Source organism: Pseudomonas sp. NPDC087342, assembly GCF_044744265.1.
GTDB classification, from domain to species: Bacteria; Pseudomonadota; Gammaproteobacteria; order Pseudomonadales; family Pseudomonadaceae; genus Aquipseudomonas; species Aquipseudomonas nunensis.
In genome coordinates, this window is sequence record NZ_JBIUXZ010000001.1 from 1,441,725 (window position 1) to 1,464,318 (window position 22,594).

The 22,594-nt window shown below is 60.9% G+C and carries 25 protein-coding genes; 5 read left to right on the forward strand and 20 right to left on the reverse strand.

Annotation, left to right across the window (positions count from 1 at the left end; genetic code table 11):
• Positions 1-111: 111 nt before the first annotated feature.
• Entirely contained in the window at positions 112-915 is an 804-nt protein-coding gene (locus tag ACIOYV_RS06495) for a hypothetical protein (RefSeq protein ID WP_401322626.1), read from the forward strand.
• Between the two features lie 14 nt (positions 916-929).
• On the opposite strand, the gene ACIOYV_RS06500 is transcribed toward ACIOYV_RS06495, so the two are convergent.
• The gene (locus ACIOYV_RS06500; protein WP_401321958.1) at positions 930-1,493 is read right to left on the reverse strand and encodes a TetR/AcrR family transcriptional regulator; all 564 of its coding nucleotides are present in this window, start codon (positions 1,491-1,493) and stop codon (positions 930-932) included.
• A gap of 149 nt (positions 1,494-1,642) precedes the next feature.
• On the opposite strand from ACIOYV_RS06500, the gene ACIOYV_RS06505 reads away from it, so the two are divergent.
• Positions 1,643-2,362: a glutathione S-transferase gene (locus ACIOYV_RS06505; protein ID WP_401321960.1), complete on the forward strand. Its 720-nt coding sequence runs from the start codon at positions 1,643-1,645 to the stop codon at positions 2,360-2,362.
• Between the two features lies 1 nt (position 2,363).
• Here ACIOYV_RS06505 and ACIOYV_RS06510 read toward each other — a convergent pair whose 3' ends face one another.
• Positions 2,364-2,603 carry a hypothetical protein gene (locus ACIOYV_RS06510; protein WP_290028580.1) on the reverse strand — a complete coding sequence of 80 codons (240 nt, stop codon included), beginning with the start codon at positions 2,601-2,603 and terminating at the stop codon, positions 2,364-2,366.
• Positions 2,604-2,915: 312 nt separating this feature from the next.
• Positions 2,916-3,101, reverse strand: coding sequence for a hypothetical protein (locus tag ACIOYV_RS06515; RefSeq protein ID WP_054050801.1), 186 nt, complete (start codon positions 3,099-3,101; stop codon positions 2,916-2,918).
• A gap of 277 nt (positions 3,102-3,378) precedes the next feature.
• Between ACIOYV_RS06515 and ACIOYV_RS06520 the strand changes: the two genes are divergently transcribed.
• Positions 3,379-3,576: a hypothetical protein gene (locus ACIOYV_RS06520; protein ID WP_163914587.1), complete on the forward strand. Its 198-nt coding sequence runs from the start codon at positions 3,379-3,381 to the stop codon at positions 3,574-3,576.
• 46 nt (positions 3,577-3,622) lie between these two features.
• Here ACIOYV_RS06520 and ACIOYV_RS06525 read toward each other — a convergent pair whose 3' ends face one another.
• The 5 genes from ACIOYV_RS06525 to ACIOYV_RS06545 form a co-directional block, all read right to left on the reverse strand.
• Positions 3,623-4,225, reverse strand: coding sequence for a transcriptional regulator (locus ACIOYV_RS06525; RefSeq protein ID WP_401321964.1), 603 nt, complete (start codon positions 4,223-4,225; stop codon positions 3,623-3,625).
• 66 nt (positions 4,226-4,291) lie between these two features.
• The gene (locus ACIOYV_RS06530) at positions 4,292-5,281 is read right to left on the reverse strand and encodes an ornithine cyclodeaminase (protein ID WP_401321967.1); all 990 of its coding nucleotides are present in this window, start codon (positions 5,279-5,281) and stop codon (positions 4,292-4,294) included.
• A gap of 3 nt (positions 5,282-5,284) precedes the next feature.
• Positions 5,285-5,488 carry a hypothetical protein gene (locus tag ACIOYV_RS06535; protein WP_401321970.1) on the reverse strand — a complete coding sequence of 68 codons (204 nt, stop codon included), beginning with the start codon at positions 5,486-5,488 and terminating at the stop codon, positions 5,285-5,287.
• A 96-nt stretch (positions 5,489-5,584) separates the two neighbouring features.
• The gene (locus tag ACIOYV_RS06540) at positions 5,585-6,478 is read right to left on the reverse strand and encodes a LysR family transcriptional regulator (RefSeq protein ID WP_401321972.1); all 894 of its coding nucleotides are present in this window, start codon (positions 6,476-6,478) and stop codon (positions 5,585-5,587) included.
• A 41-nt stretch (positions 6,479-6,519) separates the two neighbouring features.
• Positions 6,520-7,518 carry an acyltransferase family protein gene (locus tag ACIOYV_RS06545; RefSeq protein WP_401321975.1) on the reverse strand — a complete coding sequence of 333 codons (999 nt, stop codon included), beginning with the start codon at positions 7,516-7,518 and terminating at the stop codon, positions 6,520-6,522.
• A gap of 202 nt (positions 7,519-7,720) precedes the next feature.
• On the opposite strand from ACIOYV_RS06545, the gene ACIOYV_RS06550 reads away from it, so the two are divergent.
• The gene (locus ACIOYV_RS06550) at positions 7,721-7,930 is read left to right on the forward strand and encodes a hypothetical protein (protein ID WP_290028575.1); all 210 of its coding nucleotides are present in this window, start codon (positions 7,721-7,723) and stop codon (positions 7,928-7,930) included.
• A gap of 43 nt (positions 7,931-7,973) precedes the next feature.
• On the opposite strand, the gene metC is transcribed toward ACIOYV_RS06550, so the two are convergent.
• Genes metC through ACIOYV_RS06600 form a run of 10 tightly spaced genes read right to left on the reverse strand, consistent with a single transcriptional unit; the run spans position 7,974 to position 18,690 of the window.
• The gene (metC, locus tag ACIOYV_RS06555; RefSeq protein ID WP_401321978.1) at positions 7,974-10,697 is read right to left on the reverse strand and encodes a cystathionine beta-lyase; all 2,724 of its coding nucleotides are present in this window, start codon (positions 10,695-10,697) and stop codon (positions 7,974-7,976) included.
• Positions 10,698-10,721: 24 nt separating this feature from the next.
• Complete coding sequence (locus tag ACIOYV_RS06560; RefSeq protein WP_401321980.1) at positions 10,722-11,378, reverse strand: glutathione S-transferase N-terminal domain-containing protein; 657 nt, start codon at positions 11,376-11,378, stop codon at positions 10,722-10,724.
• Positions 11,375-11,971, reverse strand: a complete 597-nt coding sequence (locus ACIOYV_RS06565) for a cysteine dioxygenase (RefSeq protein ID WP_401321983.1) — start codon at positions 11,969-11,971, stop codon at positions 11,375-11,377. The genes ACIOYV_RS06560 and ACIOYV_RS06565 overlap by 4 nt, the downstream gene beginning before the upstream one ends.
• A gap of 17 nt (positions 11,972-11,988) precedes the next feature.
• Complete coding sequence (locus ACIOYV_RS06570) at positions 11,989-12,825, reverse strand: amino acid ABC transporter ATP-binding protein (protein WP_401321986.1); 837 nt, start codon at positions 12,823-12,825, stop codon at positions 11,989-11,991.
• Positions 12,812-13,600, reverse strand: a complete 789-nt coding sequence (locus tag ACIOYV_RS06575; RefSeq protein ID WP_401321988.1) for an amino acid ABC transporter permease — start codon at positions 13,598-13,600, stop codon at positions 12,812-12,814. The genes ACIOYV_RS06570 and ACIOYV_RS06575 overlap by 14 nt, the downstream gene beginning before the upstream one ends.
• Positions 13,590-14,324, reverse strand: coding sequence for an amino acid ABC transporter permease (locus ACIOYV_RS06580; protein ID WP_054614482.1), 735 nt, complete (start codon positions 14,322-14,324; stop codon positions 13,590-13,592). The genes ACIOYV_RS06575 and ACIOYV_RS06580 overlap by 11 nt, the downstream gene beginning before the upstream one ends.
• Positions 14,321-15,532: an aminotransferase class I/II-fold pyridoxal phosphate-dependent enzyme gene (locus tag ACIOYV_RS06585; RefSeq protein WP_401321992.1), complete on the reverse strand. Its 1,212-nt coding sequence runs from the start codon at positions 15,530-15,532 to the stop codon at positions 14,321-14,323. Before ACIOYV_RS06585 ends, ACIOYV_RS06580 begins: the two co-directional genes overlap by 4 nt.
• The gene (locus ACIOYV_RS06590) at positions 15,529-16,953 is read right to left on the reverse strand and encodes an FAD-binding oxidoreductase (protein WP_401321995.1); all 1,425 of its coding nucleotides are present in this window, start codon (positions 16,951-16,953) and stop codon (positions 15,529-15,531) included. The genes ACIOYV_RS06585 and ACIOYV_RS06590 overlap by 4 nt, the downstream gene beginning before the upstream one ends.
• Positions 16,950-17,801, reverse strand: coding sequence for a transporter substrate-binding domain-containing protein (locus ACIOYV_RS06595; RefSeq protein WP_401321998.1), 852 nt, complete (start codon positions 17,799-17,801; stop codon positions 16,950-16,952). The genes ACIOYV_RS06590 and ACIOYV_RS06595 overlap by 4 nt, the downstream gene beginning before the upstream one ends.
• A 46-nt stretch (positions 17,802-17,847) precedes the next feature.
• Positions 17,848-18,690, reverse strand: coding sequence for a transporter substrate-binding domain-containing protein (locus ACIOYV_RS06600; RefSeq protein ID WP_401322000.1), 843 nt, complete (start codon positions 18,688-18,690; stop codon positions 17,848-17,850).
• Between the two features lie 246 nt (positions 18,691-18,936).
• Here ACIOYV_RS06600 and ACIOYV_RS06605 point away from each other — a divergent pair, with 246 nt between their 5' ends.
• A complete protein-coding gene (locus ACIOYV_RS06605; RefSeq protein WP_054050770.1) occupies positions 18,937-19,788 on the forward strand; it encodes a LysR substrate-binding domain-containing protein in 852 nt (283 codons plus the stop codon).
• 407 nt (positions 19,789-20,195) lie between these two features.
• On the opposite strand, the gene ACIOYV_RS06610 is transcribed toward ACIOYV_RS06605, so the two are convergent.
• A complete protein-coding gene (locus ACIOYV_RS06610; RefSeq protein ID WP_401322003.1) occupies positions 20,196-20,393 on the reverse strand; it encodes a YbdD/YjiX family protein in 198 nt (65 codons plus the stop codon).
• Between the two features lie 15 nt (positions 20,394-20,408).
• Entirely contained in the window at positions 20,409-22,466 is a 2,058-nt protein-coding gene (locus tag ACIOYV_RS06615) for a carbon starvation CstA family protein (protein WP_163914555.1), read from the reverse strand.
• Between the last annotated feature and the right edge of the window lie 128 nt (positions 22,467-22,594).

Below are 22,594 nucleotides of genomic sequence, written 5' to 3' on the forward strand. Positions count from 1 at the left end.
AGCGCATCAGCGCATCCAGAAGGCTCTGACGTGAACGTCTTCGGTTATGCCATCAGTCGCGCGACGGCGGCGGCTTTGTTGTTCGCCGTCACCCTCAGCGCCGGGACGGGGATGCTCTACGTGACCCACAACAAGGCCCTGACCCCGGGGATTGTCGGCATCGTCTGGCAGCCGGACAACAAGACGGTCGGGATCAACGGGCACTGGGAAAAACTGGGCGCGCGGGAGCTGCTGGTGCAATGGACCGTCGTCGACGATCAGGCCTTCGTTCCCGGCACGGGCCTGCCTGCCGTCCCGGTGCTGCCGGATTGGAAGCGCATCGCCAAGGCGCCGTGGGCGCAGGACGTGATCCTCGGGCTGGCGGGTTATTTCAGCGAAAACCGCTCGCGTGACAACATCGAGCAACTGGCGGCGGTCTCGGAACGCATCGCCAAATTGCCTACGCCGCTGCACGTCACCGGCTGGTATTTCCCCGCTGAAGTCGACCCGAGCTGGACCCGCGCCAAAGAACTGCCGGCGCTGCTGGCCAAGCTGCCGCGACCGTTGTGGATCAGCGTCTACGACGGTGCCAACATCGGCCCCGCCGCAACGGCCGACTGGCTCAAACAGTGGCTGCCGAATGACATCGGCGTGTTCTTCCAGGACGGCGTCGGCGTGTATGCGCGCACCGCGCCGGTCGCCAGAACTTACGCCGACGCCTTGCGCCAGCGCCTGGGCAAGGACCGCGTGCGAATCATCGCCGAGGCCTTTCGTCCCAATTTCGGCGGAGGATTTCGCTCCGCGACCGCCGCTGAACTGAAAGCGCAATTAGCGGCTTATAACGGTTATCCGCTGTACCTGTTCGACGGACCGCACTACATGACGCCCGGATTGGTGGAGCAAATGGTGTCAGCGCCTGGAGCCACGTCGAACTGACGCATTTAGCCAGGTCAGGTCGAGAGGAGTCCCGCCTCTTGATAGCTCTGAATCAGCTCGTCGAATAACCCGATATCGACGCGAGTCCGGGCAATCAGTTGAGCGCCGGCGACGGCGGTATAAATGGCACGGGCACGCCGCTCGCACAGGTCATCGCTTCCCAGGCCGAGATCAGCAAGTACGGTCGTCAGCCACGCCACGTTGATGTCTGCAAACGCCAGCACTTCACCCTTCACCTCTTCGGGCAGGTCCTGGTATTCGGCCGCCATGAAGCTGGACAGACACAGCCTGTTTCCGTCTTCAAGTGAGCTTCGGAAGATGCTCGGATACACCTGCAGGCAGCGCGCCGGATCGGGATTGGCAGCGCGTATGGCCTCCAGCACCTTGGCGGTCTCTTCCCAGTAGCGTTTGGCGACAGCGGCGCCGAGGTCCGCCTTGCTCGGGAAATGGTAGTAAATGCTGGCGTTCTTGATCCCTACCTCATCGGCAATGCTGCGGAAATTGATCCCACTGTAGCCGTGGATTTGCGCAGCGCCTTTGGCCGCTTCCAATATGGCTTCCCGAGCATTTTCGCTCACGTGTTCACTCCTCGGTTTTGAATCACAGGGTCATAACGGCCCGATTCTACTCGCACAACCGGCTACCTGCCAATTGGTAGGTAGGGGTTGACATGAACAAATCAAGCGCTCAATGTTTACCTACCAACTGACAGGCAGGTGAATCAACCATGACGTTCCAACAGCCACATCCCGACGTGTCCAGCTTCCCGATGATGAAAATCTACGACTGGTTCGATGGTCCCTACCCGGCGCGTGTGCGCATTGCGCTGGCAGAGAAAGGCTTGCTGTCGCGGATCGAATTCGTGCCGGTCAATCTATGGACCGGCGAGCACAAGAAGCCCGCGTTTCTAGCGATCAACTACTCCGGGACACTGCCCGTGCTGGAACTCGACGACGGCACGCTGATTGCCGAGTGCACCGCCATCACCCAGTACCTTGACGTGCTGGATGGCAACCCGCTGCTCACCGGCAGAACCCCCGCTGAAAAAGGCATCATCCACATGATGACCAAGCGTGCGGAAATCGAATTCCTGGATGCGGTCAGCACCTACTTCCATCACGCCACGCCCGGTCTTGGGCCGGACGTCGAGCTTTACCAGAACCGTGAATGGGGTGAGCGGATGCGCGATAAGGCCGTGCGCGGGATGCACTACTTCAACGGCGTCCTGGCAAACCGGCCGTTTGTGGCGGGCAACGAATTTTCGATGGCCGACATCGCGGTACTCGGCGGCATGATTTTCGCCTCGCTGGTGAAACTGCCGGTACCTGATGAGTGTGAAGCACTGCGTGCCTGGCATACCAGGATGCTCGAGCGCTCGAGTGTTCAGGAATGGCGCGCCATGGTGGAACGCGGCCAGGGCATCAAAAACGTTGCCAATAAGGGCTGATCTAAAGTGACAACGGGCACACGGCCGCCACTTTATAGTCATTGCCCGGGGAACTGATCTGCACCGTCCAGCCCTGGGCAAACTCCATCTCGTTATCCACGACAATGGCGCTGATCACCGGGCAAAGCTTTTTGGCTTCTTCTGGAGAAGCGTCTACGGAGATGTAGACCGAGCGATTCTCGGCAGAGAACTCGGAAGCCTGGGTCAGGGCGTCGTTGCCGTCGAGGATTTTGCAGAGCAATGAGGCGTTCTCGGCGGACGTGTCTTCAGCGCTTGAATAAGCACAGGGAGCCGTCAAAACCGTGAGTAAAAGGCACATCCCTGCTGTGTAGGTGTTTCTCACTTCCATGTTCCTTGAGGGGGCGGGAAAGGAATACTAAACCGTTTCCCTTTGGCCAGTCATGAAAAGCCCAGCGCGGTGGCTGGGCTCTTTTCACTGTCTGTTTTGCATCATCTTGTCGGCGAGCATTTTGGCTCTTTCGATCAACAGATTCTGCCGGTCTTCGTGAGTGGCCCGCAAACAGCCCGCAGCCCGCAGCCCGCGCTACGGGTCCTAGCCAGGGATATTCAGGAAAGCATTCCAGCGTTCATAGGCATCGTGATGCCTTTGCGTGGCCGCGTCCCATTCCGGCCCGGAAACACATTTAGCTGTTACCAACGTCATCATTCCCATCGTGGCGGCATCCAGTTCTGTCAGAAGCGCCTGCGATTGGGTCCTGAAGTCTTCAAATGATGTCATTGCCTAACCTCAGTGCGGAGTACACCGCCATCGAGAAACCATTGCCTCTCGAATCATGGAGTCTGGCCAGCGCCAATAATTCAAGCCGTCTGACGGTCGGTGCACCTTGAAAAAACCGCGCGACAAGCCGTTCGTCGCCTGCAAAAACCTGCGCAGGCAAGCGACCAAATCTTGGCTTGGGCTTTGCAAATGCCGGTCTTAGCGGCCCCGGAACGACGTAATTCTGACGCGGCAGCCACCCAATCAATACCTTGGTCAGTCCCCCCGGAGAAGTAACGTGTCAACTCTCAATGAAATCGCAATGAACCACGCGAGAATGGCTAAGGCAAAGGAAGAAGAGTCGACCGGGCTGAGCGAGCGACACCTTCAAATCGTAGGCAGTTTCGAAGTCACCTCCGTTGAGACGCAACAGCACATTCCGGTGCACCTCATCGTTGGCGCAGTGGACAACCACCTCGGCCAGGCCTGCGCCTGACCCCGGTACCGCACATGAAAAGAGGCATCATTCGATGCCTCTTGCTTCACTCCGGCGATGCGGCCTGAACGGCCTTCAGATAGTTGTAGACCGTGGCGCGGGAGATCTCGAAGTACTCGCCGAAATAGTCGACAAAGTTTCGAACATCCAACAAGCCATGGGCCCGGGCTTCAATCAGCGCCAACATGATCTCGGCGCGCCCGAAGTCACTGCGACGCACACACTTTTCTGCCGAAATGGCCTCGACGATTTCATTGAGTTTTTCCCGCCAGTCTGCGCTGAACAACGCTTCCGGCCGGGCTTGCGGCTTCACGCCCGCAGCGAAACCTCTCAGCAGCTTCTGCACTTGCGCCAGCGCCGTCACGTCGAAATTCAGGCACAGCAGCGCGACGATCTCGCCCTTATCGGAACGCGCGGCCATGCTGATTGAGCGCAGCAGGCGGCCATTCGGTCCGACTTTTTCATAGGGACCGATGATATCCAGCCCCTTGTCCAGCTCCGGCAGGTCGGCAATCAACGAAGGGTCGCCGACTTTACGCTTGGAAAAACCGTTGGCGATGTGCGTGATCAGGCCGCTGCGGATGTCATGGACCACCGCTTCCAGATCGGGGAACAGCAACGCGGCGATGCCGTCTGCCGTTGCATTCATGAAGGCGATATCGACCATAGGGGCACTGGAAAACCTTGAAATGGACGGGAATTGTACGGGCTCACCTCAGCCTTGGACAGACCGGCCCAACGGCGCGGACTGGATCAACTCGATGGCCAGGGTCGCGATGGCGATGTCCTGCGCCGCCAGCCCCGTCAGATCGGCGACGGTCACATCGTCATCGCTGATCCGCCCCGCGCTATTTCCGGCCAGCACCTGTCCCAATGAAACCTCAGCCTTGGAAGTGTCCAGCCCTGCGGCAATGGCATGGGCCAACTCGCCGCGCTGGGCACACTGTTGACGGTCATCAGTCATGATCACCCGTGCCAGGCCCAGGATCCGTGGAGCGAGTTCCTGCTTGCCGAAGCTGTCAGCGCCCATGGCGACAATATGAGTACCCGGTTTCACCGCCGACACGGGCACTATCGCCTGGGTCGAAGGCGTGCAGGTAATCACCACATTGCAGTGCTCGAACACCTCTTCCACGGTCGCCGCTGTCCGAGCGCTGAAACCCTGATGACAAAGACTCTGGACCAGTCGACTCGACTTGATCGGGTCGCGCCCCCAGATCACCACCTGATCGGTGCCGAGGATCTCCGACGCCCAGCGCGCCTGATGTTCAGCCTGATGCCCGCTGCCGAGAATCCCCAGGGCCGAGACCTGCGACGGCGCACCGGCCTTCGCCGCAAGAGCCCCCGCCGCCGCAGTGCGCCAACTGGTGAGCCAGCCTTCGTCATTCAACACGGCGATGACCTTGCCGGTCTGGGCGTCGAATACCAGCATCAGGCCGTTGTTGGTTTCCAGTCCCCGGGCCGGGTTCTCATAGAACCCCATCGCAATCTTCACCACAAAAACCGCGCCGCCTCGGAAATAACCGAAGCGGATATGGCAGTCGCCAGGAGGCTGCTGGAACAACAGTTCGCCCGAGGGCGCCGCGACGACCTCACCCAGTGAATGCCGCACAATGGCGTCACGCACCACGTCAAGCATGTCCTTGCGCCGCAACACCGTGCGCATTTCGCTCAGGCTATAGATCGCAAAGGTTGACGAGGTCATGAGTCATTGCCCCCGCAGGTAATCGCGAAACACCTGCAAGCCTTCCTCGATATGCGACCGACCGCATCCGCTACGCAAGCAACTCGTCAGTGCCAGCAAGTCTTTGATGCACATGCTTTGCGCATCGGACGCCGTCATGTGGTCACGCGCGGAAAACTCCCACTTTGAGAAGTAGGTTTCCAGTCGGAAATCCGGAAGTGTGGCCATGCTTGTTCCCTCAGGTCGATGATCGGTTGGCCGATGACAACGACTTGAGACTACCCACGATTAGAATTTATGTCTAATTTATTCTTAACGTCTAAATCAGCCGTCACCTAACGCCAGTTCCGAAGCGATCGTGTCGATCAGCGCCCGGACACGGCGCGGCAGGACACTCACCGGCGGATACACAATCTGCAGCGCGGTTTGACCGGCCGAATAATCAGGCAGCACTTCCACCAGCCTGCCTGCGGCGAGGTCGGCCTGCACATCCCAAATGGACTTGTTGCAGAGGCCATGGCCGTCCAGGCACCACTGCCGGACCAGTCCGCCGTCATTCGCCACTCGGCGGCCCCGGACCACCACGCGATAAGCCTCGTCCGCCACCCGGAACGTCCAGACCCGATCAATGTTGCTGCCAAAGCGCATGACGATGCAGTCATGGTCTGCCAGGTCGTCCGGGTGTCGAGGCGTGCCGTTGCGTTCAAGGTATTGCGGTGCCGCGCAGATGACGCGGCGGTTCTCGCCAATCGGTTTGGCGCGCAAGGTGCTGTCGGAGAGGGTTCCGTAACGCACGGCGAAGTCGATCCCCTGGCTGACCAGGTCGACGAATCCATCGGTGAGATTGAGGTCGATGGTCACGGACGGATGCTCCGCCAGAAACCGGTCAAGGATCGGCACAATCCGCGATTGCCCGAGATCGACCGGCGCACTGAGGCGGATCAGCCCGGAGATTTTTTGCGTGCCCAGACGGATGCTGGTCTCCAGCTCATCGGCCTCGGCCAACAGTCGGCGGGCACCGTCAGCCAACAGGCGACCTTCATCGGTCAGGCTGAGCGAACGGGTGGTGCGGGTCAGCAGGCTCGCGCCGTAGTAACTTTCCAGCACTGCCAGGCGCTCGGACACCGACGCTGGCGACAACCCCAACTCGCGGCCGGCGGCAGACAGGCCACCCTTCTCGACGATCATCAAAAACAGCGCAAGGTTATCCAGCGTCATCTTTCGCTATCTCCGAAAAGTAATGTCCAACCCCGGGTCGTTTAAGCGACGGTTTCACCGCGCGGTTCTTGACCTGCGCCATTCCTGACGCCGGCCCGCAGCGCATGACGCAGCTTCAGGGCTGGCCGTTCGACGAAGTAATACGAAATCCCGCTCAGCACGAACGAAAGCAGCAGGACGAGCGAGATCATCGATGCGTCGTACGCCACCGGCCAGAAAGCCCGCAGCACATACATCACCACGAAATGGTTGAGGAACACACCGTAGCTGATGTTCCCCAACAACTCATCCACCCGATGGTACTTCAGCTTGCTCAGCACAAAGACAGCCGGAACGCCCAAGGCAATACCGGCAGTGACCTCCGCGTTGAAGGGCCGCCGGGGAATGAGTCCCGTGACAATCGCCAGGAACATCAGGGCCGCGACGATGGCGGTGCCGGCAACGATCATCCCTGCCCTGGCCCGCATGCGGTACAGGTAGCTGCCGCAAAGGAAGATGAACAGCACGCCGGGCAGTAGTCGGTAACCGTAGACATCGGTGTTGATATAACCCAGCGCTGCGACCATGAATACCGCCACGGACAGCGCATACGCGATGCCCCGGACCTTGTAGACGATCAGGAACGGAATCAGCAGGTAGAAACACATTTCGAGACCCAGCGACCAGGCCGCCGGCAGGATCTCGGGAATGGTAATGCCGAACATATAAAAACCCATCGGCACAATCGGCAGGCTGGTGACGATGTTGTTGACGGTCAGCGCCGCCGCTTGGGGCGTACCGGGCAACAGGAAATGGATCACGGCGCAGGAGCTGACGAAGTAGAGCAGAAACTGCGGATAAAGCCGCAAGACCCGATCAGCGTAAAACCGTTGAAATTGCTCCGGCGCGTTGTAGTTCCTCTCGATCAACGAGGTCATCACAAAGCCGCTGATGAGCAGGAAGGAAACCACCGCAATGACGCCAGGATTGAAACCCGCAAACGCCACGCCCATATGAGAAATCGCCACCAGCATCGCCAGCAGCAGTCGATAAGCCCCCACGCACATCATCCCTGAATGTCTGATTATTTTGCGCGGTAAGGTACGTGGCTTTTCGCTTGTGGAAAAGTGTTTTTCAAGATGTGTTTACTCAACGACGAGCCGCCAGTCCCCACGGCTGGCAACAACCCGTTTCCTCAACTAACGTTTCTACCTCATCGAACAGCTCCCGCTTCATCGCGGGCGCTTAATCAAGGAGAGATAGATGACCCCCGTTCGTATCGCCGAGCAAACCTATCGCACCTGGTCCAGCCCGATCCTGCTGGAACTCAAGGAGCGCGAAGATCAGCTGGACCCGGTGGCCCGCCAGGCATTGCAGAATGTGCTGGTAGAACGCCGGCTGGTGGACACCGGCAACTCCGCCGGCCCGGAACGGCGCAATGCCGGTCCGGTCAAGCGCGACAAGTTCTGGTAACGACCGCTCACCGTCGATTCGCTGCCAGGGAGGTTTCAACGCCTCACGTTGCCGCAGCGAATCCCCGTTGCAGATCCTCGATCAACGCCTCGACATCTTCCAGCCCGATGTGTAAACGCAGCACCGGGTTGAGTGCGCGATCTTCGGTGCTCTCGCGTTCCTTGAGTTCGGCGACGGTGACCAGGCTTTCGTAGCCGCCCCAGGAAGCGCCCAGCCCGAACAGTTGCAGCGCATCGATGAAGCGCTCGAGATAGGCCTCGTCCGCGTCGCGCAGCTCGAATGAGAGCAGGCCATTACTGCCCTTGAAGTCTCGCTGCCACAAGGCGTGGCCTGGGTGATCGGGCAACGCCGGATGGAACACTTGCTTCACTTGAGGCTGAGCCTGTAGCCAGTGGGCGATTTCCAGGGCCTGGCGTTCATGCACGTCGAGGCGTGTGGCCAGGGTGCGGGCGCCGCGCAGCACCAGATAAGCGTCGTCGGGACTGACCGCGTTGCCGAAAGTGTCGCCCATCGCCGCCAAGGGTTGCCACACCTCTTCCCGGGTGCAGACACTGCCCATGACCACATCGCTGTGGCCACACAGGTATTTGGTCAGCGCCATGATCGAGATGTCTGCGCCGAGAGTCAGTGGCCTATACAGGTAGCCCGAGCCCCAGGTGTTGTCCACCGCCAGCAGGATGCCGCGCGGTTTGCACAGGGCGGCGATGGCCGGCAGGTCGCAGAGTTCGTACAGCAACGAACCGGGGACTTCGGTGTAAACCATTTTGGTATTGGATTGCAGCTTCGCAGACAGATCGCTGCCGTCGGGGGCGAAGTAGCTGACTTCAATACCAAACGGCTGCAGAAACTCCCGGGCCAGGCGCCGCACCGGCGAGTACACCGCATCGGTGATCAGCACATGATCGCCGGGCCGCAGATAGGCGAGGAACGTCTGCGCCACCGCTGCCAGGCCGGTGCCGAACAGGCGCGTGCGATAGCCGCCCTCCAATTCGCTGACCAGGTCTTCGAGGGCGAACGCCGTCGGATTGCCGCGTGCGCCGTAGCTCAGGACGCGCTCGTGGTCGCGGCGGGAACGCGCATCGCGCATTTGTGCGAGGTTGTCGAACAGCACCGTGCTCAAGCGTGTGACCGGGACATTGACGGCGCGACCGCCATTGCCCTTTTCAGTGCGCGCGGAATGAACCAGTTGAGTGCGAACCCGAAGCGTTTGCTCACGCAGCGGCTTGAGGCTGGCGATTTCCTCCGTGCTCATCTGCGCCAGCAAACCGATTTCCCAGGCCAGGTACTGGCGCGCCGCGTCCTTGTTGCCGGAGTGACGGTCGTGGGTGAAAAACAGGAAATCGATGCATTGCTCATCGGGCGGTGTGCTGGCGTCCGCTTGCAGCTCAAGACCCGCCACATTCCCGGCGAACCGGGTTTGCTGGCGCTGATGCTCGGGCAATTCCAGCGCCGCAAACGCCGCCAACCGTGGATCATCCGCCAGCAGCACCAATGGCCGTTGCTCCCCGGCGACCTCGGCCGTCAGCAACGAACGGATCGACCAACGCGCCCCGGCGATATGACCTTTGCGATACACCATGCTCGGGCGCAGATCGATCAATGCGACCGCGTCATCCTTCAACGCATCGGCCAGCGCTTGCGTCGTGATGGTTGGCAACGCTTCAGGCGCAATGCTTTCAAGCGCCGGCAGCACAAGAGCACTGCCCACACCGCCCTCAAGCACATACGCCTCATGCCCCAACTGCCGCAGCCAACTGGCGACAATCGGTGCGCGCACGCCATCGCTGTCGATCAGCACCAACCGCGCTTTACGCACGCCGATATAAAGGTCGGTGGATTGAATCAACTGCCCGCCCGGCGTGTGTTGTGCGCCCGGCAGCGTGCCGGCGGCGAATTCCTCGGCGGTGCGCACGTCGCACAGGAACAGGCTGCGCCCACTCTCCTTCGCCCACTGCTCAACCTGCGCGGCCCCGACGGTTTTCACCCCAGCCTTTTCCGCCAATTGCGCAGCGGCCAAGCGTTGACCCGGTAAAGCATCGGATGACACCTCATCGGCGTAACGCCGCGTGCTGCCATGCTCCAGCTGAAAGTCTTCCAGATACCAACCCTGAGTGCCGTTTTCCAAGGCGTAAACCGGATTCTTCACGCCCAGGTTGATCAGTGTCTGCGCGCCGATAATGCTGCGGGTTCGACCGGCGCAATTGACCACGATCGGCGTGCTCTCGTCCGGCACCAGATCATGCACGCGATAGCCCAGCTCGCCATTCGGGCAGCACACCGAACCGGGAATGGTCATCTTGCGGTATTCATCGAACGGCCGACCGTCGAGCACCACCAGCGGCTCGCCCCGCGCCTGCCATTCGGCCAACTGCGTGGCGGTGACATGCGGCGTATGGCTCGCCTCCTCCACCAACTCGCCAAACGCCTTGGACGGCACATGCACACCGGCAAACAACTGGAAACCGGCGGCCTGCCAGCCCTCAGCACCACCCTCCAGAATATGCACGCGGCCATAGCCCAGCGCCTCTAAACGCTGGGCGGCACGCGCCGCAACATCGCCACCGTCCTGGTCGTAAATCACCAGCCGTACCTGAGGATTCGGCGCCAGGCGCCGGGCCTCCAGCTCCAGGCGGCTATAGGGCAAATTCACGCCGAAAAACAGATGGGCTTCGCCATATTGGCCATGCTCACGCACGTCGAACAGGGCAATTTCCTGCCCGTCGAACAGCCACTGTTGCAGTTGCCCTGGGGTTACGGTCTGGCTCATGGAAGTCCCGCTTGAAAATAGAAATTATTGAAGCGCGAGGGAGCGCTCGTTGGCGGCGATGTCGCGGCCCTTGGCATAGGCGCGCTGGATCGCCGGCCGCGCCTTGAGGCGTTCGCGCCAGGCGTGGATTCGCGGGTAGTCCGCCAAATCCTGGCCCTGGCGCAGCGGCTGAATCCACGGGAAGATCGCCATGTCGGCGATGGAGTACTCGCCCGCCACATACGGCACTTCGGACAGGCGCGTTTCCAGTACCCGATACAGTCGCATCGCCTCGGCATTCAGCAGGTCGAGGGCGAACGCAATCGGTTCCGGCGCCTTCTCTTTGAACAGCTGTAACTGGCTCAGGTAAGGCGTGACATGGCCGACTTGCCAGAACAGCCATTCCTGGACCTTTTGCCGCTCGGCCGTCCCGCTTGGCGGCAGAAAACGCCCGGCCTTGTCGGCCAGGTAATTGAGGATCGCACCCGACTCGAACAGGCTCAGCGGTGCGTCCAGCGCCTCGGGTGCATGATCGACAATCGCTGGAATCCGCCCGTTGGCGCTGATGCGCTGGAACGCCGGTTGCTTCTGTTCGCCGGTGCGGATGTTGACCGGCACCACGCGGTATTCCAGCCCGAGCTCTTCGAGCAGGATGCCGATCTTCAAGCCGTTGCCGGTCGGCCAGTAGTACAAATCGATCATGCGTAGGCCTTGATCGATGGCGCCATTTGCGAGGCGTTGTAATTGAGAATCCGCCCGTCGGCTTCGACGCCGTAGCGACCGTTGAGGGATTCCAGCGGCAAGCCATAGAGGTGGAAATGCAGGGTCGCCTGCTCGCCTTCGACGCTAATCCCGTGCAGGTCTTCACCGAGGAACGAGATCGACGTGCCGGGTTGCACGATCACTTCTTTTTCCAGGTGCAGGGTGGTGAAGCCCGGCTCGCGACCTTCATCACTGCGCCCGTAGACGTAGTTGATTTCCTGGCCCTCGACGGCGCTGATGATCGCCCAGGTTTCGTGGTTGTGCGGGATCGTGCTTTTGCCCGGCAACAACGAGTTCAGGTACAGCGTCGGCGTGTCGCCATCGTCGTTGAGGCGGTAGCGGAACGCGGTGCTGCCCTGCCCCGGCACGGGTGCCGGGAACGCGTCGAAGTTGAACAAGTCGCGGCGCTCGGCCAGGGTTTCGAGCAAGGCGACAATTTCCACCAGCGCGGCGCGGTCGACGCCACGTTGATTGATCACACGGATTTTCTTGAGGAAATCCTCGATGACGACGGCACGGTTATCGGTACTCATGAATTAGCTCCTCGGTGTTACACGGACAGGCTGTAGCGGCTCAGGTTGGTCAACAGGTACGGATCATTGGAATTCGCCGGGCGACGGCCCGGATCACCCAAGGCGTGGCGCAGGAATTCCTGGGTGCGCTCGCTGCTCGGGTGTTGGAAGATTTGTGCGGCGCTGCCGTGTTCGACGATCACGCCGTTTTCGGTGAAGTAGACGATGTCGCTGATTTCCTCGGCGAAGCGCATTTCGTGGGTCACCAGCACGCAGGTCATGCCCTCTTCGGTCAGCTCGCGAATCACCGTCAGCACCTCGCCAACGGTTTCCGGGTCGAGGGCCGAGGTCACCTCATCGAACAGAATCAGTTCCGGGCGCATCGCCAGTGCGCGGGCAATCGCCACCCGTTGCTGCTGGCCGCCGGACAACTGGCCCGGATAGGCGTCGGCCTTATGTTCCATGCGCACTTTGGCCAGCAGCGCCCGGGCCTCTTTTTCGGCCTCGGCGCGGCTACGGCCCAACACTTTGCGCGGGGCGATCACCAGGTTTTCCAGCACCGACAAATGCGGGAACAGGTTGTATTGCTGGAACACAAACCCCACGCGTTTGCGCAGTTCGATGCGCTGGGCTTCCTTGGCCAGGGTGTGCACTTCGGTGTTGCCGACGCGGATGCTGCCGCGCTGGGGCTGCAACAGGCCGGTGATGCAGCGCAGGATCGTCGATTTGCCCGAGCCGGACGGGCCGATGATCGACACGGCCTGGCCGCGATGCACATCGAGGTCGATGCCCTTGAGCACCGGGTTGGCGCCAAACGACAGGTGCAGGTCACGCAGGCTGACCAGGGGCTCGGCGACGGTTTCAATAGAAGGCATAACGTCGCTCCAGGCGTTGGGTCAGTCGGGAAATCGGGTAGCAATAGGCAAAGAACAGCACCAGCAAACTCAGGTAAATCACCACGGTGAAACCGGTCATGTTCACGGTGTTGCTGGCGATCTGCGCGGTGTCGATCACGTCATGCACGCCCACCAGCGAGGCCAGTGCGGTGCCCATGGTGATCACCGCATAGAGGTTCATCCACGGCGGCAACATGCGTTTGAAGCATTGCGGCAGGATGATCGAGCGGAAAATCTGCCCACGGGTGAAGGCCAGGGAACGCGCGGCTTCCCATTGGGTGCTGGGGATCGAGGCGATGGCGCCACGGAAGATTTCCGCAACGTTGGCACTCGCCGGCAAGGCCAGGCCGATGGTGACCTTGACCCAGTCCGGAAACGAGACATAAGTGCTGCCGAGTTTGATCTCGAACGGAAACACGTAGGTGGTGAAATAGATCAGCACCAGCCACGGCGCGTTGCGGAAAACCTGCACCCAGATCTGCGCCGGCAAGCGCAACAGGCGCAGCGGCGACACCGCCAACGCACCCACCAACAATCCCAGTACCGAGCCCAGACCAATCGCCACCAGGCTGATCAGAATGTTCTGGCCAAAGCCGACCGCCAATGCCGGCGACCATTGCAGCAAAGCTTTAAATACTGGACTTTGCGGCGCGAAATACAGCAGGAACAGCACCGCGCCAGCCAACAACAGCAATTTGCCGACATGCCGGCGCGGCCAGGCCAGCGGTGCGCTGACGGACGATTCAATGGCCATAGCCGGGCATCCTCAGGCGCGCTTCGAGCAGCCGCCCCACACAATTGACGATAAAACTCAGCAGGCCGAAAAAGCTCAGGATCAGGATCATCAGCTCCAGCACGTTATCGCTCTGGGTCCAGATCATGATCGCCGCGTAGGTGATGTCGCCCACGGCGATTGCCGAGGCCACGGCGGTCATCTTCACCAGGTCGATCAGGTTGTTGATCAGCGACGGCAAGGCAAAACGCAGGGCCAGCGGCAGTTGCACATTCCACAGCAACTGGCGGCTGCTGAAGGCCAGGGAACTGGCAGCCTCCAGGGTCACGGCTGGTACGGCTTCGATCCCGGCGCGCAAGGCTTCAGCGTGGAACGCGCCCTTGTGCAGCGAGATCACGATCACCACCCAGGCAAACGGCGTCAGCGGATTCGCCGCGCCGACGGCTTGGGTCAACAGCATGTTCAAGACCAGGAACGCGCAATACAGCTGCACCAGCGTCGGCGTGTTGCGGGTGACTTCGATGAACACCCGCGCCGGTTTCGCCAGCCACGGCTTGCCCGAGGTCAACATCGCCGCCAACCCGACACCCGCCAGCAAACTGCCAACGATGGTGAACAGGCACAGCAGCGCGGTGGTCAGCGCGCCTTGTTCCAGAGTGCCGCGTTGATAGGCGTCCAGCAGGAAGTTGTAGTTGAGACCAAACCCGGCGGTCCAGTGGACGAACAGCTCCAACAGATGACTCATGCTGTCCCCCGCAATTGCCCGCAAGCATGGGCGATGCGGCGACCGGCTTCGGCAACGCTGTCAGTCGCGGTGGCGATGGACAGGCGAAACCACGGCGACAAGCCATACGCGCTGCCCGCCACGCCAGCGACGCCCTCCTCCAGCAAATACGCGACGACATCGGCGTCGCTGTCGAGACGCACGCCGTTCGGGCGATAACGTCCCAGCAAGCCTTCGCAGCGGACGAACACGAAGAAGCCGCCCTGGGGTTCGAGCACCTCAAGACCGTTTACGGCTTTTAACGCCGTCACCAACAAGTCCCGACGCTGCTGATAGGCCGCGACCTGCGCCGGCAGGAAATCCAGTCCGCCGTCGAAAGCGGCCAGCGCCGCAGCCTGTCCGACCGAGGAAGCCCCCGACGTCGATTGCGATTGCACAACCGCCATCGCGCTGGTCAGCACTTGCGGCCCGGCACCGAAACCGATGCGCCAACCGGTCATGGCGTAAGTCTTGGACACCCCACCCACCAACAGGCAACGCGCCTGCAAATCCGGCGCGACGTTTAGCAAACTCAAAGGTGGCTGCCCGTCAAAGCGAATATGTTCGTAAAGCTCATCCAACAGGATCAGCACTTGCGGATGGCGCCGTAGCACCTCGGCCAATGCCTGCAACTCGGCGGCGCTGTACACCGCGCCGCTTGGGTTGCCTGGACCGTTGAGAATCAGCCATCGCGTGCGTTCGCCGATGTGCTGTTCCAGCTGTTGCGGCGTCAATTTGCAACCCTGGGCCAGTCCGCACTCGATAAACACCGGCTCGCCGCCATTGATGCGCACGCTGTCCGGGAACGACGGCCAGTACGGCGTCGGCACCAGCACTTCATCGCCCTCATCGAGGGTCGCGGCGAAGGCGTTGAAGATGATCTGTTTCGCGCCGTTGGCAATCACGATGGATTCCAGCGGGTACTCCAGCCGGTTTTCGCGTTGGAGCTTGCGTTTTACGGCCAGTCTTAACGCTTTCACTCCCGGCGTCGGCGTGTACTTGGTGGCGCCAGCGGCGATGGCGGCATACGCGGCTTGCTTGATGTGTTCCGGCGTGTCGAAATCCGGCTCGCCGGTGGTCAGGTCGAGGATATCGCGACCGGTCTCGCGCAACGCCGTGGCCTGGGATTTGGCGGCGGCGTTGGCCGACAGCGAAACCCGCTGCACGCGTTTGGACAGGCGAACACTCATGGCTTGGCCACCTCCACGACTTTGCCCGGATTGAGCAGGTTTTTCGGGTCCAGCGCGTGCTTGATGCGCCGCATCAGGTCCAGCTCCACCGGGCTTTTGTAGCGATCCAGCAAGCCGACCTTACGCTGCCCGATGCCGTGTTCGGCACTGATCGAGCCGCCGTGGGCGTGGGCGCTGTCGTGCACCAGTTCGCTGAGCTCCGCGTAATTCGCCATGTGCGCCTCGACCGTCGAACCCAGTGGATGCGCGACGTTGTAGTGCAGGTTGCCGTCACCCAGATGGCCGAAGGTGAAATGCCTCACGCCGGGAAAGTGTTGTTGCAGCAGCGCATCGGTGTGCGCGACAAATGCCACGACCTGGGAGATCGGCACCGAGATATCGTGCTTCATGTTGCGCCCGGCACGCTTCTGCGCCTCGCTCATGTTTTCGCGCAGCAGCCACAAACCTTCGCTCTGAGCCAGGCTTTCGGCAATCAGCGCGTTGGCCAGCAGCTCCTGTTCAAAGGCATCGCCCAGCACCGTTTCAAAGGCTTCGCGGGCATGGCTTTCGCTGTGGTTATCCGAGAGTTCCAGCAGCGCAAACCACGGTTGCACCGCGCCGAGAAACGGTTGCGGACCTTCGGGAAACTGTTCGCGCAACAACGCCAGGCAATCGGCGCTGAGCAATTCGAACGCAGTCAGGCTGGCGCCGAAACCGGCGCGGGCGTGGGACAGGAACGTCACCGCTTGGGCCAGCGAGTCGAAGGCCAACAACGCGGTAGCCTGAGCCTTGGGCAGCGGAAACAGCTTCAGGGTCGCAGCGGTGATAATGCCGAGCGTGCCTTCGCTGCCGATAAACAGGTCGCGCAGGTCGTAGCCGGTATTGTCCTTGCGCAAACCGCGCAGGCCATTCCAGATTTCGCCTTGGGCGGTGACCACTTCCAAGCCGAGGGTCAGCTCGCGGGTATTGCCATAACGCAGCACCGCCGTGCCGCCGGCGTTGGTGCCGAGGTTGCCGCCAATCGTGCAACTACCTTCAGCGCCGAGGCTTAGCGGAAATAGACGCCCGGCGTTGCGCGCCACGTCCTGCACGGTTTGCAGGATGCAGCCGGCCTCGACGGTCAGGGTGTCGTTGTCGGTGTCCACGTTGCGCACGCGGTTCAGGCGATCGAGCAGCAGCAACACGGCGCGGCCACTGGCGTCCGGGGTCGCGCCGCCCATCAAGCCGGTGTTGCCGCCCTGCACCACGATGGGCGTGTCATTCGCCACGCAAGCGCGGACCACCGCTGCGACTTCTTCGGTGTTGGCGGGATGCACGGCGGCAATCACCTGCCCGACGTAGCGCCCCTGTTTGTCCGTCAGGAACGGCGCAGCCTCTTCGCCACTTTGCACATGGCTGGCGCCGAGCAGTTGCTGCAATGTCGCGAACAGCCCTTGGCTCATGGTTGAACCGCCAATGGCGCCGCGTTGCGATACTGCTCATGCAAGTCACGCAAAGCCTGGGATGGCGCCATGCCGGTGCGTTCGCCCAGCGCGATCAACCAGCCGCTGCGGTGCCAGTCGCGGACGATGGCATCCAGTCTGGCTTGGGTATCGTGCTCACCCTTGCGAATCCAGATCACCGAGTTCGACGGGATCAAATCCCCCGGCAGCGGGATTTCATAACCGGCCCATTCGGCATCGCTCAACAACGCATGCATGGTCGGGCTGACATGCACCGCCGCCACGCAACCATTGCCGCGCAGAGACAACAGTGATTCAGATTGACTGCGGAACGCCTTGATCTCGGCGCCGTAGGTTTCCTGCAACGGCTTGATGAAGTTGCTGCCCTGGGACACGCACACCGGTTTGCCCTTCAGGTCGGCCCACTGGGTGATGCCCGCGCCTTTGCGAATCAGTGCGGCGCCGCCGACTTCTTCATAAGGCGTGGGCACGTAATCGAGAATCTCGGCGCGCTCATCGGTGTACTGCATGTTGGCGATCAGGATGTCGACTTTGCCCTGTTGCAGGAACTGCACGCGGTTCGGCGCCAGCACTGAAACAGTGTTGGCCTCGACCCCCAGAGCCTTGCCGATACCCTTGGCCAGTTCGACGTTGTAGCCCAGGTGTTCGCCGCTCTTCGGGTCGATGGTGCCGAACGGCGGGCCACTGAGAATCACCCCGACGCTGATGGCGTGGCGCTGTTGAATCTTGTCCAGGGTGGCGTCGGCCTGGGCGAGGCTGGCGGCCAGTGCGGCGCATCCGGCCAGGCACAGGGTGGTCAGGGATCTGGCGGAAAAAAGTGGCTTCATGCACGGCTACCTTGAGCGTTGATCGGTTGAAAACGAGGAGCCGGACTCAGGCGCCGTTGGCCTGGAACTGTTTCTGCAACTCGACCAGCGCCGGGGATGCCGGAGTGATGTGGTTGCGAGTCTGGGCCTCGATCAACCAGCCGCTGCGGTGCAGTTCCTTGATGATCGGGTCGAGTCTGGCCTGGGTGTCGCTCTCGCCACGGCGGGTCCAGATCACCGACGGCGCCGGGTTGAGTTCCGGCGCGAGCGCGCGATAGCCCTGCCATTCCGCGGTGTCGGCGATCAACGGATTGATCAGCGTGGCGTCGTGCACGGCAGCGACGCAGTTGTTGCCGCGCAGGGCCAGCAAGGATTCCGACGAGCTCTTGAATGCTTTGATCTCGGCGCCCAACTCGGTCAGCGGCTTGACGTAGCTACTGCCCTGGGAGGTGCAGACCGGTTGATTCTTCAGGTCTTCCCAACGGGTGATTTTGCTGTCCTTGAGGACGGCTGCAGTGCCGCCGACGCGGTAGAACGGTGTCGGCACAAAACCGAGAATCTCGCCGCGTTCGGCAGTCCATTCCATGTTGGCGATCAGCAAATCGACCTTGCCCTGCTGCAGGAATTGCACGCGGTTGGCCGGCAGTACCGGCACCAGTTGAACTTCGGCGCCGAGTTGCCGGCCAAGCTCGTTGGCGAGGTCAACGTTCAAGCCGCGAGGTTTCTGGCTGGTGGGATCGATCCCGCCGAATGGGCCGCCGGACAGCAGCACACCGACCACCAACACGTGGCGTTCCTGGATCTTGTCCAGAGTCGCATCGGCTTGCGCCGCATTGATGCCGGACAAGGAGATCAGGGCGCCCAGCATCACAGGCAATAATCGTTTTACGGGTGAGCGCTCGAGCAACATGGAATTCCCCCTCATGGATGATCGGCGTACCCCGACCTGATTGAGTGGGCATCCTGGGTACAGCGCCCAGGTAACGGAAATACAAATATCTAATATCGTTATAACTCGCAGTATTTCCTTTTTGAGCAAAACGCTTATATCGCCGTATTTACTGGGACTCGCCGTCGCCGCGGAAAATACCCATCAACAAACACATAAAAATATGTAATGTTTAGGTTTGCACCCTTGATATAAAAAGCAGCCGCCATGTCGACCCTCGATCTCGAATTACTGCGCACCTTCATTGCCGTGGTCGATCACCACAGCTTCGCCGAAGCCGGCGCGCAACTGGACCGCACGCAATCGTCCGTCACCCAGCATATGCAACGCCTGGAGCAGCAGGTTGGCGTGAGTCTGTTCGAGAAACGCGGGCGGCAAAAACAGCTCACCGAAGCCGGCCAGCAATTGCTGCGGCATGCGCGGCAGATGCTGTCCTTGAATGACGATGCGCTGAATTCCCTGCGCGAAAGCAGCTTGAGCGGCGTGTTGCGCATCGGCTCGCCCCACGACATCGCCGACACCATCCTGCCGCCGATGCTCAGCCACATTGCGCGCTCGGCACCGCGCTTGCGCCTGGAGATCGATGTCGGGCGCAGTCCGTTCCTGATGGATGACCTGCACCGGGGCAAGGTCGACATGGTGATCTCCACCCGCGCCGATCCCAACCTCGAAGGCTTCGCCTTGCGCACCTCGCCGGTGTGGTGGATCTGCTCGGCGCAGTACATCCACAATCCTGGAGAACCGTTGCCGCTGATCCTCGTGGATGAGCCGAGTATTTATCGGCGTTATGCGCTGGAAGCCCTGGAACGCGCAAACATTCCCTGGCGCCAGGCGTACCTGGCGTCGAACCTGATCGGCATCAAAGCCGCGACCCGCGCAGGGTTGGGCGTGACCCCCAGAAGCATGGAAATGCTCGGGCCGGACATGCGGGTGCTGGGGGAAAACGATGGGTTACCGCGGTTACCGGATGTGACGTATCACCTGTGGATCCGGCCAAACACCGTGAACCCGCTGGTGCGCAGGGCCTACGATCTAATCAAAAGCAATCAGGGTCACTAACCAACACCACAAAACAACTGTGGGAGCGAGCTTGCTCGCGATGACGGCTTAACATTCAACAATGATGCTGACTGTCAGACCGCTATCGCGAGCAAGCTCGCTCCCACAGGGGTTTTGCGTCGCTCACAAATACAAGGCTCAACCCCAATCAAATGTGGGAGCGAGCCTGCTCGCGAAAGCGGTGTGTCAGCCAACAAAGATATCGACTGACAGATTGCCTTCGCGAGCAGGCTCGCTCCCACAGGGGTTTTGCGTCGCTCACAAATACAAGGTTCAACCCCAATCAAATGTGGGAGCGAGCTTGCTCGCGATGACGGCTTAACATTCAACAATGATGCTGACTGCCAGACCGCTATCGCGAGCAAGCCCGCTCCCACAGGGGGATTTGCATCTACCGGGCTATCGGCTTAACAACACTTCGGCCCGGCCTTGCTCCCGTAACGTGCTTCCTGACGTTCGCGGAAGAACATCTCGCAGTCCATCACCGGTTTGTCCGGGTGTTTGGTTTGCATATGCTCGACGTAGTTGTCGTAGTCGGGCATGCCGACCATCAGGCGTGCGGCCTGACCGAGGTATTTACCGAGGCGACTCAGGTCATTGAACATCGTGGCAATCCTCGATCACACGTCCGGCACAGCCTGGAATGGCGATTCTTTATCCGTGCGTTCTTTGGTGCCCCAGGCCGAAATACCGACCTTGAGCGCATAGAACAGGATGCTGAACACCACGAACAGGAACAGCGCGGTCAGCGTTGCATTGGTGTACGCGTTGTAGATCACGTGCTGCATCTGGTTGATGTCCTTGGCCGGCGCGAGGATCTGGCCGTTGGCCAAGGCATCGCTGTATTTCTTGGCCAGGGCCAGGAAGCCGATCGCCGGGTTAGCGTCGAACAGCTTGATGAAGCCCGCAGTCGTGGTGCAGATCAGCAACCACGCGGCTGGCAACAAGGTCACCCAGATGTAGCGTTGGCGTTTCATTTTGATCAGCACAACCGTGGCAAGCATCAACGCGATGCCGGCGAGCATCTGGTTGGAGATGCCGAACAGCGGCCACAAGGTGTTGATCCCGCCGAGTGGATCGATCACGCCTTGATAGAGCAAGTAACCCCACATCGCCACACAACCGGCGGTGGCGATCAGGTTGGCGGTCCAGGACTCGGTGCGTTTCAGCGCCGGGACGAAAGAACCGAGCAAATCCTGAAGCATGAAGCGTCCAGCACGGGTGCCAGCGTCCACGGCGGTCAGGATAAACAGCGCTTCAAACAGAATCGCAAAGTGATACCAGAACGCCATGGTGTTTTCACCCGGCAGCACGCTGTGCAGGATCTGCGCGATACCTACGGCCAGGGTCGGTGCACCGCCGGCGCGAGCCAGTACGGTGGTTTCACCGATGTCATGGGCCACGGCTTGCAGCGCTTCTGGAGTAATCGCAAAACCCCAGCTGCTGACGGTTTGCGCCACAGCCACCACGTCACCACCGACCACGGCAGCCGGGCTGTTCATGGCGAAGTACACGCCCGGCTCGATCACCGAGGCAGCAACCATCGCCATGATCGCGACGAAGGATTCCATCAGCATGCCGCCGTAACCGATGTAACGGGCATGGCCTTCGCTGGCGAGCAGTTTCGGCGTGGTGCCGGAAGCGATCAGTGCGTGGAAACCGGAGACCGCGCCACAGGCGATGGTGATGAACAGGAACGGGAACAGGCCGCCCTTCCACACCGGCCCGGTGCCGTCGATGAATTGGGTCAGCGCCGGCATTTTCAGCTCGGGCATGGTCACCAGGATCCCGACGGCCAGCGCCAGGATGGTTCCGATTTTCAGGAAGGTCGACAGGTAATCACGCGGCGCGAGGATCAGCCACACCGGCAAAACCGCCGCGACAAAACCGTAGCCGATCAGCATCCAGGTGATTTGCACACCGGTGAAGCTGAAGACCTTGGCCCAGGCTGGATCAGCCGCAATCTGCCCGCCGACGAAGATCGAACCGAGCAGCAACGCCACGCCGATCACCGAGATTTCGCCAATGCGACCCGGGCGGATATAGCGCATGTAGATGCCCATGAACATCGCGATCGGGATGGTCGCCATCACGGTGAACATGCCCCAAGGGCTATCGGCCAGGGCTTTCACCACGATCAGCGCCAGCACCGCAAGGATGATGATCATGATCAGGAAGCAGCCAAACAGCGCGATGGTGCCGGGGATGCGGCCCATTTCTTCACGGACCATATCGCCCAGGGAACGGCCGTTACGGCGTGTGGACAGGAACAGCACCATGAAGTCCTGCACCGCACCGGCAAACACCACACCGGCGATCAGCCACAGCGTGCCGGGCAGATAGCCCATTTGCGCCGCCAATACCGGCCCGACCAAAGGTCCTGCGCCGGCAATTGCCGCGAAGTGGTGACCGAAAAGGATGTGTTTGTTGGTCGGGACGTAGTCCAGGCCATCGTTGTTGAGAACTGCGGGAGTGGCGCGATTGGGGTCGAGTTGCATCACCCGGGTGGCGATGAACAGGCTGTAGTAGCGGTAGGCAACAAGGTAGATGGCGGTGGCGGCGACGACGATCCAGAGGGCGTTGATCGCTTCGCCGCGGCGCAAGGCCACGACACTCAGCGCAATCGCTCCAATGACAGCCACGACAAACCAGGCGAGGTGTTTAACCAGACGGGTCATTGCGTGTCTCCTGCCGGCAGTCCGATAGGCCGCGGCGATAATTTTTATAATGGTGCCCGTTATGCGAGCGTGCCTAATATCCGCGCATGTCGCCATCAGTGAAATCCGCAGTACTACGTAAGGCCCTT